Here is a 17625-nt window from a genome sequence, read left to right on the forward strand (position 1 = left end):
GAACAGCCGAGGGCGAGCCACAACGCACGATATCGTCGGCCGATCCCCGGCAATTGATGACATTTGCGCGACCATCGCTATATGCGGCCCCGCACAACGCGAGCCCCCACCGCTTATGCTGACGACACATCCGTTCGACGACGATCATCTCCATGAGGAATGTGGCATCTTCGGTGCCTCCGGCTCGGAGGGCGCAGCCGCGCTCGTCGCGCTGGGTCTTCACGCGCTCCAGCATCGCGGCCAGGAAGCCGCAGGTATCACCAGCTTCGACGGCCACGTCTTCCACACCCATCGCGCGATGGGTCATGTCGCGGGTAACTTCGACCGCGACGAGGTCATCCGCGCTCTTGCCGGCGATGTCGCTTGCGGGCACGTCCGCTATTCGACGACCGGTGAGACCGCGCTGCGCAACGTCCAGCCGCTCTATGCCGAACTGCAGTCGGGCGGTTTCGCGATCGCGCACAACGGCAACATCTCCAATGCGATGCGGCTGCGTCGCGAGTTGGTGCGGCGCGGATCGATCTTCCAGTCGACCTCCGATACCGAGACGATCATCCACCTCGTCGCGACCAGCCAATATCGGACTCTGCTCGACAAGTTCATCGACGCACTGAAGCAGGTCGAGGGCGCCTATGCGCTGATCGTGATGACCCCCGACGGCATGATCGCGTGCCGCGACCCGCTGGGCATCCGTCCGCTGGTGATGGGCAAGCTCGGCGAGACGTACATCTTCGCGAGCGAGACGGTCGCGCTCGACGTGGTCGGCGCAACCTTCGAGCGCTCGGTCGACCCGGGCGAGCTGGTGATTGTTCAGAACGGCGAGCTGCGCTCGATCCGTCCGTTCGAGCAGGTCGCCGCGCGGCCGTGCATCTTCGAATGGGTATATTTTTCGCGCCCCGATTCGATCGTCGACGATCATTCGATCTATTCGGTGCGCAAGAACATCGGCGCGCAACTCGCGATCGAGGCACCCGTCGAAGCCGACCTCGTCATCCCGGTGCCCGACTCGGGCGTTCCCGCGGCGATCGGCTATGCGCAGGAATCGGGCATTCCGTTCGAACTCGGCATCATCCGCTCGCACTATGTCGGGCGCACCTTCATCCAGCCGGGCGACAAGGTCCGTCACCTCGGCGTCAAGCTGAAGCACAATGCCAATCGTGCGCTGATCCAGGGGAAGAAGGTCGTGCTGATCGACGATTCGATCGTGCGCGGCACCACCTCGCTCAAGATCGTACAGATGATGCGCGAGGCGGGCGCGGCGGAGGTGCACATGCGCATCGCCTCGCCGCCAACGCGGCATAGCTGCTTCTACGGCGTCGACACGCCCGAGCGCGCCAAGTTGCTGGCGGCGAAGCTGGATCTGGGCGGGATGACCGACTTCATCCACGCCGACAGCCTGTCGTTCGTCTCGATCGACGGGCTGTATAAGGCGCTGGGCGAGTCACAGCGCGCCGATGGCCGTCCGCGATATTGCGATGCGTGCTTCACCGGCGACTATCCGACCACGCTGACCGACCATGACGAATCGAGCGCGGTCGATCAGTTTGCGATGCTCGCCGAGCGGGTGAACTGACGCGCATGGACAAGCTATTGCAGGACAAACTGGCGCTCGTGACCGGCGCCAGCCGCGGGATCGGTGCGGCGACGGCCGTGGCGTTGGGGGAGCAAGGCGCGCATGTCGTGCTGACCGCGCGCACTGCCAGCGGTCTGGAGGAGGTCGAGCAGAGAATCTTCGACGCGGGCGGATCGGCGACGATCGCGCCGCTCGATCTGACGCAGAGCGACTCGATCGCCCGGCTTGCGACCGCGATTGGGGAGCGCTGGCAGGCGCTGGACGTGATGGTCCTGAACGCGGGGATGCTGGGGTCGCTTGCCGCGGTGCCGGCGATCGACGCCAAGGAACTGGCTCAGGTGCTGACGCTCAACGTATCGGCGCAAGTGGCGCTGATCCAGGCGTTCGATCCGATGCTGCGCCGGTCCGCCGGGGCGCGCGTGATCGGCGTTACGTCATCGGTCGCGCGTAGCCCGCGCGCCTATTGGGGCGCCTATGGCGCTTCGAAGGCGGCGTTCGAGACGCTGCTGGAGGCCTATGGCGACGAAATCGCCGAGGTGAGCAAGATCCGAGTGGCGGTGCTCGATCCGGGGGCGACGCGCACAAAGATGCGCGCGCGTGCCTATCCGGGCGAGGACCCGAATTCGGTCAAGCCGCCCGAGGCGGTCGCGGCGCGGATCGTGGCGCTGGCGGTCGATGGCTTTCCGCCGAACCATCGCGAACGGGTCAGCTAGTCTAAGCCGTCAGCGCGGTTTGACTAAAGTCACCTGCATGACGTCGATGCCGCCGCCGCGGAACCCTCCCTCGCAGTACATCAGGTAATAGCGCCAGAGCTGCTGGAAGCGTGCGTCGAAGCGTGGCGGGAGGCGCCCTTCGGCCACCGCGCGATCGAAGCGGCGCCGCCAGTCGAGCAGTGTCGCGGCATAGTCGAGCCCGAAGCGATGTTCGTCCTGCCACGCCAGCCCATGCGCTTCGGCGAGCGCGCGGAAGCGGCTGGCGGAGAGCAGCGAGCCGCCGGGGAAGACGTAGCGCTGGATGAAGTCGGCGCTGCCATTATAGGCGTCCCAGATATCATCGGCGATCGTGATGAACTGCAGCGCGGCGCGACCGCCCGGCTTCAGCACGCGCGCGATCGTCGCTAGATACGCAGGCCAATATTCGGGGCCAACCGCCTCGACCATCTCGATGCTGGCGACCGCGTCATAGCGACCGGCGACGTCGCGATAATCGGTCAGCGCGACGGTTACGCCCTCAAGTCCGCGCGCGAGCACATGGTCGCGCTGTTCGGTCGAAAGCGTCAGCCCGTGCACCGCGACGCCGGCAGCAGCCGCGGTCGCCGCGAACGAACCCCAGCCGCAGCCGATCTCGAGGATCGATTGCCCGGCGCTGGTCGCGGTGCGCGCGAAGACCGCGTCGAGCTTGCGCTGCTGCGCCGCCTCGAGCGGCTCGCCAGCGACGACGTCGAGCGCACTCGAGTACGTGAGCGTCGCGTCGAGCCATTCGCGGTAGAAGTCGTTGCCGAGGTCGTAATGCGCGGCGATGTTGCGACGCGCTCCGCTGCGGTGGTTGCGGCGCAGGCGGTGTCCGAGCCACACCGCCAGCCGCGCGACATGCTTGGCGCGCGCGACATTGCCCAGCGCGCCACGGTTGCGGACGAACAGGTCGAAGATCGGCACAAGATCCGGGCTGGTCCAGTCGCCGGCCGCCCACCCCTCGTACCAGCCGATCGATCCGGCGGTGACCAGCCGCCACAGCGCGCGCCAGCGCACCAGCCGCACCACCGCGACCGGCCCCGGCGCATGGCCGCCGAGCAGGCGCTGCGTACCGTCGGGAAGCTGCGCCTCGATCGCGCCTTCCCGCAGCCCGCGGTCGATACGATCGAGTACGCGGTGCCATATCGGCGCGAACAGCCGCGCTCGGCCCCGGGCAGGCGAAGGATGAGAGGTGGCCGCGTCCATCGCGGACGCGCCCTAACGTACCTTCTTGCCCGCCGCCAGCGCGCGTTCGCGCGCCTCGCGATGCCCGATCAGCTTGGGCGGGTAATCGTCCGGACGACAGCCGGCGGCGTCGGGATCATGGATTGCGTCGTCCGGCAGATCCTTCAGCTCCGGCACCCACTCTCGGATATAGTCGCCGGCATCGAATTTTTCGGATTGGGTCAGCGGCGCCATGATCCGGCCGAACATGTTCGCATCGATCCCGGTACCGGCCACCCACTGCCAGTTGACCGCATTGTTGCCGTAGTCGGCGTCGATGAGACAGTCCCAGAACCACCGTTCGCCCTCGCGCCAGTCGATCAGCATATGCTTGATGAGAAACGAGGCGGTGATCATCCGCACGCGGTTGTGCATCCAGCCGCTCTGCCAAAGCTGCCGCATCCCGGCGTCGACGATCGGATAACCGGTCTGACCGGTCTGCCACGCGCGCAGATCGGACTGGGCTTCCTTGCCGGTGCGCCACGGCAGCTTGTCGAATGCAGACCGACCGTTCTTGTCGGCATATTCAGGCAGCGCGAGCACGACACCATCGGTGAAGTCGCGCCACGCCAGTTCCTTGCGGAAGGTGATATCATGCGCGCCACTGGCATGCCAGACCGCGCGCGGCGAGACCTCGCCGAAATGAAGATGCGGCGAAAGGCGCGACGTGCCTTCCTCGGCGGGCATGTTGCGACGATCCTCATAGCCCTTCAGGTCGAGCGAAGCGATCTTCCGACATGCCTCGTCCTCGCCCGGCGTCCAGTCGAACCCGCCCGACCAATCGGGCTTGGTCGGCAGCAGACTCCAGTCGGCGAGCGTGTCGCCCTTCGGCCAATGCTTCGGCGCCGGAATGTCGTCCGGCTCGGCAAGCGGCTTCTCGGGCGGCAGATGCTCCTGCAACCCCTTCCAGAACGCCGAATAGATGCGAAACTGACCGCCGGAGCCCGTCGTCACCTGTTCGGGCGGGGCAAGGTGGTTGCCGTCGTGGAGGCAGAGACGCTCGCCGAGCGCGTCCTCCGCCTTGCGCCACCACGGTTCGTAGTGGCGCATCGCGTGGATCGCCTCGGCCCCGCTCGCCTCCGCCAGTTCGTTGAGGATCGACACCGCGTCGCCGCGACGCAGGATCAACCGGCTGCCCTTGTCGCGCAGCGCCTTGTCGAGCGAGGCGAGGCTTTGATGGAGCCACCACCGCTGCGCCCCGCCGATCCGCCAGTCGCCCGGCGCGTCGTCATCGAGGATATAGACCGGGATCACCGGTCCCTGCTGCGCGGCGGCGACGAGCGCCGGTTGATCGTGAAGCCGCAGATCCTGTCGCAGCCAGAGCAAGGTGGTCATTATTCGCGCTACGAACGATGGGGTTGCCCGGTTCCGGCGAACGCCTCGCCCAGCGTCGAAATCACCCGCACATGCCGCGCGGCGATCGCCATCACGTCATCGCCATAGCCGCCGCCGACGGTGCAGGCGAGCGGGACGCCATGGGCGATCGCAAGCCTCGCAACCAGCCGCTCGCGCCGAACCAAACCCTCCTCGCTGAGCGATAGACGGCCGAGGCGGTCACCCGCAAAGGGGTCGACGCCGCCCTGATAGAGGATCAGCGTCGGCTGCCATTCGGCGATCATCGGCGCGAGCGTTTCCTCCAGCATCGCCAGATAGGCGGCGTCACCGATCGCATCGGCGAGTGGCACGTCGAGCGTCGATTGCGCCTTTCGCACCGGAAAGTTCTTCGCGGCATGGATCGAGTAGGTCGCGATCTTGGGGTGACCGGCAGTCAGCGCAGCGGTGCCATCCCCCTGATGAACATCGACATCGACGATCAGCACGCGCGCGGTCGTCCCCTCCTCGACCAGCCGCAGTGCGGCCACGGCCAGATCGTTGAAGACGCAATAGCCCGCGCCGGTGTCCGACAAGGCGTGATGGCTCCCCCGGCGGTGTTGGCGGCGAAACCATGTTCCAGCGCGAGCACGGCGGCGAGATAGGTCCCGCCCGGCACCATCTGCGCGCGGCGCGCGACGACGGGCGTGACGGGAAAGCCGATCCGCCGCTCCTTGGCCGCGGGCACCTGCGCGGCGAGCACTTCCGCCACATAGTCGGGATCGTGCGCCGCCTCCAGCCAGCGTTGGGGCATCGGCTCCGGCGCGTGCCATTTGATCCGCTCGCCCTCGGCGCGAAGCAGATCGCGGATCGCGCCATTCTTGCCCCAGCGATAGGTGCTGCGCGCCGGCGCCTCGGTGACGTAATCGGGATGGTGGACGATGGCGATCATCGACCTAAGATAGGCATTGGCGCGCCCGCGCAGGAGTAGCGAATGACCGAACCGACCATCGCCGTTCAACCGTTCGTCCGCCCGGACGTCGCAACCTTCCTCAGCTATCTCAACAACCTGCCCGGACCGCGCACGCATCAGATGAGCGTCGCGGACGCGCGCGCCGCTATGCGCGCAATGTGCGACGTCGCCGACCCCCCGCGCGAGGCGCTGGCAGTCGACCGCGAAGTGACGATCCCCGGTCCGGGCGGTCCGTTGCCCGCGCAGTTGTTCGACACTTGCGCCGAGCGCGTCGCCGGTCCGGCGGTCGTCTTCTATCACGGTGGCGGCTGGGTGGTCGGGGACGTCACCAGCCACGCCAGTCTCGCCGCAGAAATGGCGCGGCAACTCGACATGCCGGTGATCTCGGTCGATTATCGGCTGGCGCCGGAAGCTCCTTTTCCTGCCGCGGTGGAGGACGCCGAGGCAGCGGCACGGTGGGTTGCGGCGAGCCCCGCTGAGCTGGGACGAACGGTTACCGGGCTGGTGCTGAGCGGGGACAGTGCCGGCGGTAATCTCGCGATCGTCACCAGCGTGGCGCTGCGCGACCGCCCCGCCGTGGTGCCGGTGCTCGTTCAGGCGCCGATCTATCCGGCAACGGACGCTACCCGCGCCTATTCCTCGTTCGACGCCTTCTGCGACGGCTATCTGCTGACGCGCGAGACAATGGGGTGGTTCGGCGGCCATTACCGTCCCGATCCCGATGACGCGCGTTTCTCGCCGCTTGTCGGGGACTTGAGCGACCTGCCGCCTGCGGTGATCGTTGCGGCCGGACTGGACCCGCTGCGCGATCAGGCGCGCGCCTATGCCGCAGCGCTCGCGCTTGCGGGGGTGCCGGTCACCTATCAGGAGGCACGCGGCAACATCCACGGCTTCGCGACGCTGCGGCGTGCGATCCCGTCGAGCCAACAGGACCTCACGACGTTTCTTGCCGCCGTCCTCGCAGCGGTCGCGACGGCGACGCACGATATCGCAAATGCGAAGGCGGCGGGTTGAAGCACCACGAGCCGCGGCCTATTCGACCTGCATGACTGCGCCAGACTCCCTGCCCTATCGCCCGTGCGCGGGCGTGATGCTCATCAACCGCGACGGGCAGGTGTTCGTCGGTCAGCGCATCGATAATGTGCTGGAAGCGTGGCAGATGCCACAGGGCGGGATCGATCCGGGCGAGGATGCGCAGGCCGCGGCGACGCGTGAATTGTGGGAAGAAACCGGGATAACCGTCGACAAGGTGACGTTGCTCGACGAGGCGCCCGACGACTTCTATTACGATCTCCCGCCCGAGATGATCGGCAAGGTCTGGAAAGGCAAGTACCGCGGGCAGCGGCAACGCTGGTTCCTGTTCCGCTTCGACGGCGAGGACAGCGACATCCAAATCGACACGCCGCACCCGGAGTTTCGCGCATGGCGCTGGGCCGCGCCTGCCGATCTTCCGCAGCTGATCGTGCCGTTCAAGGCGCAATTGTACCGCGACGTGCTCGCCGCCTTTGCCCCGCATCTGCAGGGTGGCGACGCGACGCCGCGCTGATCGGCTGGCCTCAAGATGCTGTCGGTGTTGATCGGGACGGTGTGTCTCGCCGCGCTGCCGGAGCCGGCGATTGCGCAGGCCCGCCGCCGCGTGTCCACGGCGGGGCGCGTTCGGCGACAGACGACGCTTGAGCGACCGGAGCTGGAGGTGGAGCCGGTCGCTATCACCGCGCCCCCGCTCGACGTGCCCGAACCCGTGCTCAACGATGTCGGCGTCGTGTTGGCCAAGATCCCCGGGCCGGAAATCTCCCCGGAGATGCGCGCGATGCTGGATGCCGCAATGCAGGCCGGTGACGAAGCCGGCGTCGACACGCTCGTGAAATATGCGCGAAACGGCGATCCGGGGTCGCGCGATCTGGTGCTGCGCCGCGCCACCGAGTGGAAGGAAGGCCGCGCCCGCGCCCGCAACGAACGCGTGCGACAGGCCAGCGCGTTCCAGCTTTGGAGCGGACGCGTCGAGGCGGGCGGGTTCGTCTCGTCCGGCAATTCCGACGTCACCGGGATCACCGGCGTCGCCGACCTGACCCGCGAAGGCTTGCGCTGGCGGCACCGTGTCATGGCGCAGGCCGATTTCCAGCGCACGGCCGGCGTGACCAGCCGCGAACGCTATGCGCTCGGTTATCAGCCCAACTACAAGCTCAACGATCGCGGATATATCTACGGCAACGGGCAGTATGAATCCGACCGCTTCCTCGGCTATTTCAATCGTTTCTCCGCGTCGGTCGGCGCCGGCTACAGTGTGTTCCGCCGCAACGGCCTGACGCTCGACATCGAAGTGGGTCCTGCGTTTCGTCAGACCGACTTCACCGACCGGACGATGCAAGGCAGCATCGCAGCGCGCGGGAGCATGGAGCTGAACTGGACGCTGTTCAGCGGGCTGACCGCGACGCAGAGCGCCTCGGGCTATTGGGAACGCTATAACAGCACGATCCGCAGCGTCTCGGCGATCGAGGCGAAGCTGCTCGGGCCATTGTCGGCGCGGCTGTCGTACACGCTACAATATGAAAGCGAGCCGCCGGCCGGACGGGTGACGACCGATACGACCAGCCGCGCCTCATTGGTATACGCGTTCTGAGGTGACACGGCCGCACAGGGCGGCGATCAGCCCTGTGTTCCGTTTCGGCGATCGTCCCGCTACGGTGGCGGAATGAACATACTTTCGTCCGTCGAACGGGCATCTCTGGAGAGGATCGACGCCGGCGCGATGCTGGCGCGGGTCGAGCGTTGGACGGCGATCAACAGCGGCACGCACAACGTCGCAGGTTGCGCGGCGATGGCGGCGGCGTTGGCGGATGCCTTTGCGGCGCTGCCGGGCGAGGTGGAGCTGATCGAGCCGACCCCAACCGACAGCGTCGGGGCTGATGGGCAGGTCACGCCGCTGGCGCATGGCCGACACCTGCGTCTGTCGGTCCGCCCCGATGCGCCGGTCCGGCTGTTGCTGACCGGACATATGGATACAGTCTATCCGGTCGATCACCCCTTCCAGACGTCGCGCTGGCGCGAGCCTGGCGTGCTCAACGGTCCCGGCGTGGCGGACATGAAGGGTGGATTGTCGCTGATGCTCGAAGCCTTGCTCGCGATCGAAGCAGGCTCGTCACGGCTCGGCTATGACGTAGTCATCAACTCGGACGAGGAAACCGGATCGCTGTCGTCCGCTTCATTGTTGGCCCAGGCGGCACAGGGCAAGGTCGCGGCGCTGACCTACGAGCCCGCGCTGCCCGACGGGACGCTGGCCGGGGCGCGGGGCGGAACCGGCAATTTCTCGATCGTCGTCCGCGGTCGCGCCGCCCATGCCGGGCGCAACCCGGAGGACGGGCGCAACGCGATCGTCGCCGCGAGCGCGCTGGCGGTGCGGCTGCATCAGGAACGCTCGCCGCGGCTGGCGGTCAACCCGGCCCGGATCGACGGCGGCGGACCCAACAACGTCGTCCCCGCCCTCGCGGTGCTCCGCGTCAACTTCCGCCCCGCCGATGCCGCTGAGATCGCCCGCGCGCGCGCCTCGATCGATGCCGCGGTCGCCGAGATCCAGGCAGCGCATGAGGTGAGCGTCGCGGTGCACGGCAGCTTCAACCGCCCGCCCAAGCCGATCGATGCGGGCGCGGCACGGCTCTTCGAACTGGTACGCGGTGCTGGCGCGGCCCTTGGCCAGCCGATCGCGTGGCGGGATACCGGCGGGGTCTGCGACGGCAACAACATCGCCGCGTGTGGCGTGCCGGTGGTCGACACGATGGGCGCACGCGGCGGCGCGATCCACTCCAGCGACGAATTCCTAATCGTCGACAGCCTTGCCGAGCGTGCCGCGCTGTCGGCGGTGACGATGTTGCGACTGGCCGAAGGAGCGCTGGCATGACGTTCGTGATCCGCGCCGCCGACCGGAACGACCTGTCGCATCTCTACGAAATGGCGAAGCTGACCGGCGGCGGGTTCACCAACCTGCCCCCCGATCGCAACGCGCTGACCGCCAAGCTGGAGCGCAGTGCACTGGCGTTCGGGCATGACGACACCTCGCTGACCGACGAACTCTTCGTGCTGATGCTCGAGAACAACGTCACCGGCGATGTGCGCGGAACCTGCCAGCTTTTCACGCATGTCGGGCAGAGGCACCCCTTCTACAGCTACCGGCTGGGCACGCTGGCGCAGCACAGCCGCGAGCTGTCGCGGACGTTTCGGGCCGAGATGCTGTCGCTGACTACCGATCTGGAGGGCGCGAGCGAGGTCGGCGGGCTGTTCCTCCATCCCGGCGAGCGCGCGGGCGGCCTGGGACTGTTGCTGGCGCGCAGTCGCTATCTGTTTATCCGCGCGCATCGCCCGCGCTTCGCCGACCGGACGCTCGCCGAGCTACGCGGGGTGATCGACGAGGCGGGCGGGTCGCCGTTCTGGGACGGGCTGGCCGGGCGGTTCTTCGGCATGGGGTTTCAGGAGGCCGATGAATTCAATGCGGTCCACGGGCACCAGTTCATCGCCGACCTGATGCCCAAGCATCCGATCTACACCGCGATGCTCTCCGACCACGCACGCGCTTCGATCGGGCTGCCGCATCCCTCCGGCCGGGCGGCGATGCGAATGCTGGAAAACGAGGGCTTCGCTTACGAAAATTACATCGACATCTTCGATGGTGGTCCGACGATGACCGCCAAGACCGACCAGATCCGCACCGTCCGGGACGCGCAGGATGCGACGGTCGTGGCGGTGCGAGAGGGTGGCACCAACGAGGCGCTCGTCGCGACCGGGCGACTTGCCGGCTTCCGGTGCGCCTACGCCCGCATCGGAACGGTCGATGGAGGCGTGACGCTGGACCCGGCCTCGGCCACGGCGCTACGGCTGCGCGAAGGCGACCGCGTGAGCTGGATCGGACGGATATGATACGCGAGATCAACTTCGACGGGATCATCGGACCCAGCCACAATTACGCGGGGCTGAGCCCCGGCAACCTCGCCGCCACCGCCAATGCCGGACAGGTCGCGCACCCGCGCGCCGCAGCGTTGCAAGGGATAGCGAAGATGCGCGCCAATCTCGCGCTCGGGCTGGTGCAGGGCGTGCTGATCCCCCGCCCCGCCCCGACCACGATTGGCTGGCGCGGCTCGCGATCGACTATGATTCGGCACCGGCGCACCTGAAGGCGCAGGCGCTCTCCGCCTCGTCGATGTGGGCCGCCAATGCCGCCACCGTCTCGCCGGCGCCCGACACCGCGGACGGGCGCTGCCAACTGACCGTCGCCAACCTGGTGACGATGCCGCATCGCAGTCACGAGTGGCGCGCGACGCTGGCGCAATTGCGGATCGCCTTCGCCGATGCCGCGCAGTTCGTCGTGCAGCCGCCGGTGCTCCCGCCATTCGGCGATGAGGGTGCCGCGAACCACATGCGGCTGTGCGCCGCGCACGATGCGCCGGGCATCGAGGTGTTCGTCTATGGCGTCACGGGCGGCGCGTTTCCGGCGCGGCAACATGTCGAGGCCAGCCGGGCGATCGCGCGCCACCATCGGCTCGACCCGGCGCGAACGCTGTTCGTCCAGCAATCGGCGGAAGCGATTGCGGCCGGCGCCTTCCACAACGACGTGGTCGCGGTCGCCAACGAGCGCATCCTGCTGGCACACGAACAGGCATTTGCGGATCGTGACGGCTTCTACGCCGATCTTCGCCGCTTGCTGCCCGAGGTCGAGATCGTCGAGGTGCCCGCGGCGGCGGTGAGCCTAGGCGATGCGATCGGCTCCTACCTCTTCAACGCGCAGCTCGTCACCCCGCCGGACGGCGTGCCGACGCTGATCGTTCCCGAGGAGGCGCGCGGCAATGCCCGCGTGTGGCGGTGGATCGAGGCACATCTCGCCGGCAACGGGCCGATCTGGCGCGTCGAGGTGGTCGATGTACGCGACTCGATGGCGAATGGCGGTGGCCCCGCGTGCCTCCGGCTGCGCGTCGCCTGCGATCCGGCGACCGTCGACCCGCGGTTCCTCGTCGACGATCAGCGGCTCGACCGGATTGCGGCGGTGATCGACCGGCACTGGCCCGAAGCGATCGCACCGGACGATCTCGGCGACCCTGCGCTGCTGGAGCAGATAGCGACCGCCCGCGCCGCGCTGGTCGAGGAACTGAGCCTCACGGAGCTGCGCGCATGACGGCGAGGTGGCAGCGTTGGTGGCGCGGGTTCGCGCGACTGTTCGTCGTCAAGACGAAGTTCGAGGCATTCATGCTGATCTACGCGATCGCGACTGGCGCGGTCGAACGCGGGATGACCTATCTGCATCGTTTTCCCGGCACGCCGGGCTGGATCATGTTCGTCGCCTGCACGATCGTCGTGTTCATGGCCGGCGGCAAGATCATCGACGGGGTGGAACGCGAGGCAGCCAACTAAGTGGATGGGTCTTGATATGTTGTAACATGGCGCTAAGGGGGACTCACAAGGAGTCGCCCATGAAGACCATGTTGTTTGCCGCGGTCGCGCTTGCACCGCTTACCCTGCCCGCCGCCGCCCAGACCGCCGATCCTGCACGGCAGCCTGACCCGCATCGCTCCGACGAGGTCATCGTCACCGCGCCGATCCAGACCAGCGAGTCCGACGTCCTGCAGGGCACGTCGGTGCTGACCGGCGCGAACCTGACCCGCGAGCTTCGTCCGACGATCGGCGAAACCCTCGCGCGGTTGCCGGGCGTGTCGGCGACTTCGTTCGGCCCGAACGCCTCGCGGCCGATCCTGCGCGGTTTCCAGGGCGATCGTATCCGCGTCCTGACCGACGGCATCGGATCGATCGACGTATCGAATACCTCGGTCGACCACGCGGTGGTGATCGATCCGCTGCTCGCCGAACGTGTCGAGGTGCTGCGCGGGCCGGCGGCGTTGCTTTATGGCTCGTCGGCCGTCGGCGGCGTGGTGAACGTGGTCGATCGGCGCATCCCGCGTGCGCTGCCGGAGAACGGCTACCGCGTCGATGCGATCGGCACCTATGGCAGCGCGGCGAACGAGCGCTCGGTCGGCGGCGCGGCGGACGTGACCGCGGTCGGTCCGCTCGTCCTGCACGTCGACGGATCGTATCTGAAGGCGGACGACCTGCGTACCGGCGGCTTCATCCTGTCGCGCGCCGCGCGCCGCGCCTCGCTGGCGCTGGCTGGGTCACCCCAGGATGGCGCCGAGCCGATCGACTTCGCAGCGAACGCGGCGCTGAGCGGCAAGCTGCCCAACAGCGGCGCGGAGACATGGACCGCTGGTGCGGGTGCGTCGATCATCACCGACGGCGGGATGCTGGGCGTCTCGTACGGCCATTACGACAGCGTCTACGGCGTGCCGATCCGCTATGCGACCGCGCTTGGACAGGAGCAGGAAGCGCCGCGGCTCGACGTGGTGCAGAACCGCTATGACCTGCGCGCCGAGGTGACGCCACACGGCGCGTTCATCGATACGATCCGCATCCGCGCCGCGCATGCCAATTACCGGCATTTCGAGCTGGAGGAAGACGGTTCGATCGGCACGGCCTTCTACAACAAGGGGCTCGAGGGGCGGCTTGAGTTGGTGCAGGCGAAGCGCGGCGCGTGGCAGGGTGCCAGCGGCGTGCAATATTTCAGCCGCGCGTTCGACGTGGTCGGTGACGAGGCATTCCTGCCCCGCAACCAGACCGAGCAGACCGGACTCTTCACGCTTCAGCAATTCGAAGACGGTCGCTTCAAGGCCGAGGGCGGGCTGCGATACGAACAAACGCGCCTGACCGCCGATCCGGGCTTCCGCGAAGGGACCGAACGCTTCACGGGCGAGGATCGCAGCTTCGGGACCTGGTCGGGATCGCTCGGTGCGGCCTATACGCTCGCGGACGGCGTCCGGATCGGGCTGAACGGCTCGCGCACGGCGCGCGCACCGTCCGCCGAGGAACTGTTCGCCAACGGGCCGCACGCCGGCACGCAGGCGTACGAGCTTGGCAATCCCAACTTCCGCGCGGAGACGTCATGGGGACTGGAGGCGACGCTCCACGCCCACAACCAGATCTTCAGCCTCGACGCATCGGCCTATTACAATTGGTTCGACAATTACATCTATGAGTCGCAGGTCGCCGCGGCGGCATGCGTGACGGCGGCACAGGGCGAGGTCGAGTTGCCGTGCTTCCGCTACGATCAGGCGAAGGCACGCTATTATGGCTTCGAGGCGGATGCGTCGGCCCGGCTCGCGACGATCGGGACGCATGTCATCACCGCCGATCTGCTCGGTGATTATGTCCATGCCGAGGTTGTCGATCGTGGACCGGTGCCGCGCATCCCGCCGCTGCGTCTGCTTGGCGGGATCGAGGCGCGCAACGACACCAGCGGCGCGCGCGTCGAGGTGGAGCGTGCCTTCGCGCAGAACCGCACCGCGCCGTTCGAGACGCGCACCGATGGCTATACGATGGTCAACGCCTCGCTGTCGTTCCATCCGTGGGGCGGGAGCGACCGGCGCAGCATCCTGCTGGCGGCGAACAACATCTTCGACGTCGAGGCGCGTCGTGCCGCCAGCGTGCTCAAGGACTTCGCGCCGCTCGGCGGGCGTGACGTTCGAGTGACGTTCCGCGTCGGGATTTGATGAAGACTGTCGCCCCGGATCAAAGCCGCGGCGACGACGATCTTAAGAGCGCGATGAGGTGGATCGGGATCGATCACCGTCATTGCGAGCGTAGCGAAGCAATCCAGGGCGTCCTGATCCGGCGCTGGATTGCTTCGCTACGCTCGCAATGACGAGTCGAGCTGCTGTCGTCCCGCTCAAAAACGCAATCACCAACTTTGAAGTGGCACCCCGGCGAAGGCGAGATGCAAGCCAGACGGATCAGCCTTTCAGGCCGCCCTCAAATCGCGCGCGCGTAGATGAGATCGTCGTGCCACGTCGCGCCGACGAGGAAGCGCCGCGTCCCTGCGACGACGAAACCCTGCTTCTCGTAGAAGCGCTGCGCACGCCTGTTGCCGCCATACACGCCGAGCAACAGCCGGCGACGCCCGGCCGAGCGCGCGTCTTCGATCGCCCTCGCCATCAAGGCCGGGCCCAGGCCGGTGCCGTGGGTCGGGAAGAGCGCGTAGATGCGCTTGAGTTCGACGTCACCCGGCTCAAGAGCGACGGGCAGATCGGGTGCGGTGAGCAGGGTGTAACCGATCGGAGCAGCACCAACGCCAGCCGTGGCCAGCGTCGCGATCGCGCCGCCGGCCAGATACGCCTCAAACGCTGCCACGCTGCTGTTGCGCGTGACATGCGCCACAATATCCGGGCCGTCGAGGATGCCCACGAACGCTTCGAGGAAAGTGGCGCCCGCTACCAGCGAAAGCGCGGCGGCATCCGCCGGCCCCGCACGATGCAGGCGCCAGTCCATATCAACCGACGATTTCTTCCGGCTTGAAGAAATAGGCGATCTCGATCTCGGCATTCTCGTCCGAGTCCGAACCGTGCACGGTGTTCGCCTCGATCGACTCGGCCAGTTCCTTGCGGATCGTGCCCGGCGCTGCGTTCTCTGGGTTGGTGGCGCCCATGATGTCGCGGTTGCGCTGCATGGCGTTCTCCCCTTCCAGCACCTGCACGACGACCGGACCCGAGGTCATGAACGTGACCAGATCGTTGAAGAACGGACGCTCCTTGTGGACGGCGTAGAAGCCCTCGGCCTGCTCCTTGGTCATCTGGATGCGCTTGGAAGCGACGACGCGCAGGCCGGCCTCCTCCAGCATCTTGGTGACGGCGCCGGTCAGGTTGCGGCGCGTGGCATCGGGCTTGATGATCGAGAAGGTACGGTTCGCGGCCATGACGGTCACGGGCTCCTGAAATGAATAGGATGGAAGTGGCGTCGCCCTAGGCGGACGCGGGCGGTGATGCAAGCTGGCGCTCAGGCCGCCTGTTCCCAGCGCCCGGCATCGTTCTGCTTCCAATAGCGCCGCTCGACGCCGTCGCGCGCGGCCAGTTCCTTCCACGCCGCCCGCGCCGCACGGATGTGTTCTTCGTCGAAGAAGTGGAAGGCGCGGTCGAAATCGAGCGCGGCGTCACGCCACTCGCCGTCGACCAGCGCGATGTACCGCGCGCGGTTGGCAGGGTTGACGTCGGCGGCGATCAGGATCGGCTGGCGCTCGTCCGCCGCCCCGCCCTGCTGCGCGTGCGGCAGGAAGCTGTCGGGCGCATAGTTCCACAGCAACCGGTCGAGCGCCGCACGCCGTTCGGCATCGGCGGCGACGATCAACAGCCGCGCGCCCGACGCCACCACCTTCGCCGCGATCTGCGGGAGCGCACGCTCCAGCGGCATCCGGCTCAGATGGTAGAAGTCGACCTGCATCGCGCCGCCTTAGCTCTCGCAGGTGTCGGCGACGAACCGGTCGAGGACGCGCACGCCATAACCGGTCGCGCCCTTCGCCCAGGTCGGGCCGTCCTTGTCCGCCCACACCATACCGGCGATGTCGAGATGCGCCCAGGCGACGCCGTCGTCGACGAAGCGCTGGAGGAATTGCGCCGCGGTGATCGAGCCGGCGCCGCGCGGCCCGACGTTCTTCACGTCGGCGATCGGCGAGTCGATCAGCTTGTCGTAAGCGTCGGAGAGCGGGAACCGCCACAATTTGTCGCCGGTGGCGAGGCCCGCCGCCAGCAACTGCCCGGCGAGCGTATCGTCGTTGCTGAAAAGCCCGCCGTACTCGTTACCGAGCGCGACGATCATCGCTCCGGTCAGCGTCGCAAGGTCCACGATCCGCGTCGGCTTGTGGGTATTTTGGACCCAGGTGATGCAATCGCACAGCACCAACCGTCCCTCGGCGTCGGTGTTGATGACTTCGATCGTCTGGCCCGACATGCTGGTAACGACGTCCCCCGGCCGCTGCGCATTGCCGTCGGGCATGTTCTCGACCAGACCCATGACACCGATAACATTGGCTTTTGCCTTACGAGTGGCGAGCGACAGCATCGCGCCGGCCACCGCCGCGGCACCGCCCATGTCCCACTTCATATCTTCCATGCCAGCCGCGGGCTTGATCGAAATGCCCCCGGTATCAAAGGTTACGCCCTTTCCGACCAACGCGGTCAGCGGCGCGCCCTCGCCGGCTCCCAACCACTTGAGGGCGAGGACGCGCGCTTCCCGTCGCGAGCCCTGCGACACGCCGAGCAAGGCACCCGCGCCCAGATCCGCAAGCTGCTGCTCATCAAGGACAGTGACCTCGAGCCCGAGACCGTCGACCGCCTCCAGCACACGCTCGACGAAGCTTTCCGGGTAGAGGATGTTCGGCGGCAGCGTCGCAAGCATGCGCGCAAGGCCCAGACCGCGCGTCACCGCTTCAGGCCCGGTCCATCCGGCGTCGTCGCCGACGATCGTGACGGCGGTCAGCGTCGGCTTCTGCTTATCCGAAAGCTTGTTGCGATATTCGTCGAAGCGCCACGCGCGCTGTACGACACCGGCTGCAAAGCGCGCGGTGGCCGACGGCGACACCCCGTGGAGATCGGCGACCGCATCGGTGACGCCCGAGGTGAGCAGCCGCGCGGTCAACGCGCCGCCCGCGCGCTCGAACGCAGCATCGTCACCGCTGCCGACACCGAGCAACAGCACGCGCTGCGTCCCCTGCCCCGCGGCTACGAACGCCTCCGCAACGCTGCCCGCCTCGCCGGTGAACCGCTGCCCCGCCGCGGCGGCGGCGATCAGCGCGTCCGCTCCGTCGATCAGTCCGGTCAGCGTCGCATCCTTGCGGATCGGCAGCGCCAGCACCGCAGCGTTTGCGGGGCGGTCGACGGTGAAGGCGATCTGCATTCCTGTATCCTCTTGCAACATGCCGCCTACCTAGGCACCGGACCATGAAATGGCAAAGCGTT

General features: G+C 67.4%; 15 protein-coding genes and 2 pseudogenes. 10 read left to right on the forward strand and 7 right to left on the reverse strand.

Annotated elements, in window-relative coordinates; all coding sequences use genetic code 11:
• Window positions 1-115 precede the first annotated feature (115 nt).
• Both purF and QP166_RS08165 read left to right on the forward strand, forming a co-directional pair.
• Window positions 116-1573: an amidophosphoribosyltransferase gene (gene purF, locus QP166_RS08160; RefSeq protein WP_333915464.1), complete on the forward strand. Its 1458-nt coding sequence runs from the start codon at window positions 116-118 to the stop codon at window positions 1571-1573.
• Between the two features lie 5 nt (window positions 1574-1578).
• Window positions 1579-2286 (forward strand): SDR family NAD(P)-dependent oxidoreductase, encoded by a 708-nt coding sequence (locus QP166_RS08165; RefSeq protein WP_333915465.1) that lies wholly within the window; start codon window positions 1579-1581, stop codon window positions 2284-2286.
• Window positions 2287-2295: 9 nt separating this feature from the next.
• Here the strand turns inward: QP166_RS08165 and QP166_RS08170 are convergent, their stop codons facing one another.
• The 3 genes and pseudogenes from QP166_RS08170 to QP166_RS08180 all read right to left on the reverse strand — a co-directional run bounded on the left by QP166_RS08170 (window position 2296) and on the right by QP166_RS08180 (window position 5791).
• A complete protein-coding gene (locus tag QP166_RS08170; RefSeq protein WP_333915466.1) occupies window positions 2296-3510 on the reverse strand; it encodes a cyclopropane-fatty-acyl-phospholipid synthase family protein in 1215 nt (404 codons plus the stop codon).
• 12 nt (window positions 3511-3522) lie between these two features.
• Window positions 3523-4863, reverse strand: a complete 1341-nt coding sequence (locus QP166_RS08175; RefSeq protein ID WP_333915467.1) for a cryptochrome/photolyase family protein — start codon at window positions 4861-4863, stop codon at window positions 3523-3525.
• 8 nt (window positions 4864-4871) lie between these two features.
• Window positions 4872-5791, reverse strand: a pseudogene (locus tag QP166_RS08180) (histone deacetylase family protein).
• A gap of 42 nt (window positions 5792-5833) precedes the next feature.
• Between QP166_RS08180 and QP166_RS08185 the strand changes: the two are divergent.
• The 8 genes and pseudogenes from QP166_RS08185 to QP166_RS08220 all read left to right on the forward strand — a co-directional run bounded on the left by QP166_RS08185 (window position 5834) and on the right by QP166_RS08220 (window position 14391).
• Window positions 5834-6826 carry an alpha/beta hydrolase gene (locus QP166_RS08185; RefSeq protein ID WP_333915468.1) on the forward strand — a complete coding sequence of 331 codons (993 nt, stop codon included), beginning with the start codon at window positions 5834-5836 and terminating at the stop codon, window positions 6824-6826.
• Between the two features lie 31 nt (window positions 6827-6857).
• Entirely contained in the window at window positions 6858-7358 is a 501-nt protein-coding gene (locus QP166_RS08190) for an RNA pyrophosphohydrolase (RefSeq protein WP_333915469.1), read from the forward strand.
• Between the two features lie 15 nt (window positions 7359-7373).
• Window positions 7374-8432 carry a DUF481 domain-containing protein gene (locus tag QP166_RS08195; RefSeq protein ID WP_333915470.1) on the forward strand — a complete coding sequence of 353 codons (1059 nt, stop codon included), beginning with the start codon at window positions 7374-7376 and terminating at the stop codon, window positions 8430-8432.
• A gap of 72 nt (window positions 8433-8504) precedes the next feature.
• On the forward strand, window positions 8505-9707 hold the full coding sequence (locus QP166_RS08200) for a hydrolase (protein ID WP_333915471.1): 1203 nt from the start codon (window positions 8505-8507) through the stop codon (window positions 9705-9707).
• Window positions 9704-10720, forward strand: a complete 1017-nt coding sequence (locus tag QP166_RS08205) for an arginine N-succinyltransferase (RefSeq protein ID WP_333915472.1) — start codon at window positions 9704-9706, stop codon at window positions 10718-10720. The genes QP166_RS08200 and QP166_RS08205 overlap by 4 nt, the downstream gene beginning before the upstream one ends.
• Window positions 10717-11969 (forward strand): annotated as a pseudogene (locus tag QP166_RS08210) (N-succinylarginine dihydrolase). The gene QP166_RS08205 and the pseudogene QP166_RS08210 overlap by 4 nt, the downstream one beginning before the upstream one ends.
• Window positions 11966-12205 carry a hypothetical protein gene (locus QP166_RS08215; RefSeq protein ID WP_333915473.1) on the forward strand — a complete coding sequence of 80 codons (240 nt, stop codon included), beginning with the start codon at window positions 11966-11968 and terminating at the stop codon, window positions 12203-12205. Before QP166_RS08210 ends, QP166_RS08215 begins: the two are co-directional and overlap by 4 nt.
• 59 nt (window positions 12206-12264) lie before the next feature.
• Window positions 12265-14391 (forward strand): TonB-dependent receptor, encoded by a 2127-nt coding sequence (locus QP166_RS08220; protein WP_333915474.1) that lies wholly within the window; start codon window positions 12265-12267, stop codon window positions 14389-14391.
• 259 nt (window positions 14392-14650) lie between these two features.
• Here the strand turns inward: QP166_RS08220 and QP166_RS08225 are convergent, their stop codons facing one another.
• From QP166_RS08225 to QP166_RS08240, 4 genes are all read right to left on the reverse strand, one after another.
• The gene (locus tag QP166_RS08225; RefSeq protein ID WP_333915475.1) at window positions 14651-15166 is read right to left on the reverse strand and encodes a GNAT family N-acetyltransferase; all 516 of its coding nucleotides are present in this window, start codon (window positions 15164-15166) and stop codon (window positions 14651-14653) included.
• A 1-nt stretch (window position 15167) separates the two neighbouring features.
• The gene (gene ndk, locus QP166_RS08230; RefSeq protein ID WP_333917295.1) at window positions 15168-15590 is read right to left on the reverse strand and encodes a nucleoside-diphosphate kinase; all 423 of its coding nucleotides are present in this window, start codon (window positions 15588-15590) and stop codon (window positions 15168-15170) included.
• A gap of 80 nt (window positions 15591-15670) precedes the next feature.
• Window positions 15671-16111: a DNA polymerase III subunit chi gene (locus QP166_RS08235; protein ID WP_333915476.1), complete on the reverse strand. Its 441-nt coding sequence runs from the start codon at window positions 16109-16111 to the stop codon at window positions 15671-15673.
• A 9-nt stretch (window positions 16112-16120) separates the two neighbouring features.
• Complete coding sequence (locus tag QP166_RS08240; protein WP_333915477.1) at window positions 16121-17563, reverse strand: leucyl aminopeptidase; 1443 nt, start codon at window positions 17561-17563, stop codon at window positions 16121-16123.
• Between the last annotated feature and the right edge of the window lie 62 nt (window positions 17564-17625).

The sequence above is a fragment of the Sphingomonas sp. LR60 genome, from assembly GCF_036855935.1.
GTDB lineage: Bacteria > Pseudomonadota > Alphaproteobacteria > Sphingomonadales > Sphingomonadaceae > Sphingomonas.

Bases quoted from the DNA above. Each gene is read 5' to 3' on its own strand.
- purF (WP_333915464.1), top strand. From the start codon at position 116: ATGCTGACGACACATCCGTTCGACGACGATCATCTCCATGAGGAATGT.
- QP166_RS08165 (WP_333915465.1), top strand. From the start codon at position 1,579: ATGGACAAGCTATTGCAGGACAAACTGGCGCTCGTGACCGGCGCCAGC.
- QP166_RS08170 (WP_333915466.1), bottom strand. From the start codon at position 3,510: ATGGACGCGGCCACCTCTCATCCTTCGCCTGCCCGGGGCCGAGCGCGG.
- QP166_RS08175 (WP_333915467.1), bottom strand. From the start codon at position 4,863: ATGACCACCTTGCTCTGGCTGCGACAGGATCTGCGGCTTCACGATCAA.
- QP166_RS08185 (WP_333915468.1), top strand. From the start codon at position 5,834: ATGACCGAACCGACCATCGCCGTTCAACCGTTCGTCCGCCCGGACGTC.
- QP166_RS08190 (WP_333915469.1), top strand. From the start codon at position 6,858: ATGACTGCGCCAGACTCCCTGCCCTATCGCCCGTGCGCGGGCGTGATG.
- QP166_RS08195 (WP_333915470.1), top strand. From the start codon at position 7,374: ATGCTGTCGGTGTTGATCGGGACGGTGTGTCTCGCCGCGCTGCCGGAG.
- QP166_RS08200 (WP_333915471.1), top strand. From the start codon at position 8,505: ATGAACATACTTTCGTCCGTCGAACGGGCATCTCTGGAGAGGATCGAC.
- QP166_RS08205 (WP_333915472.1), top strand. From the start codon at position 9,704: ATGACGTTCGTGATCCGCGCCGCCGACCGGAACGACCTGTCGCATCTC.
- QP166_RS08215 (WP_333915473.1), top strand. From the start codon at position 11,966: ATGACGGCGAGGTGGCAGCGTTGGTGGCGCGGGTTCGCGCGACTGTTC.
- QP166_RS08220 (WP_333915474.1), top strand. From the start codon at position 12,265: ATGAAGACCATGTTGTTTGCCGCGGTCGCGCTTGCACCGCTTACCCTG.
- QP166_RS08225 (WP_333915475.1), bottom strand. From the start codon at position 15,166: ATGGACTGGCGCCTGCATCGTGCGGGGCCGGCGGATGCCGCCGCGCTT.
- ndk (WP_333917295.1), bottom strand. From the start codon at position 15,590: ATGGCCGCGAACCGTACCTTCTCGATCATCAAGCCCGATGCCACGCGC.
- QP166_RS08235 (WP_333915476.1), bottom strand. From the start codon at position 16,111: ATGCAGGTCGACTTCTACCATCTGAGCCGGATGCCGCTGGAGCGTGCG.
- QP166_RS08240 (WP_333915477.1), bottom strand. From the start codon at position 17,563: ATGCAGATCGCCTTCACCGTCGACCGCCCCGCAAACGCTGCGGTGCTG.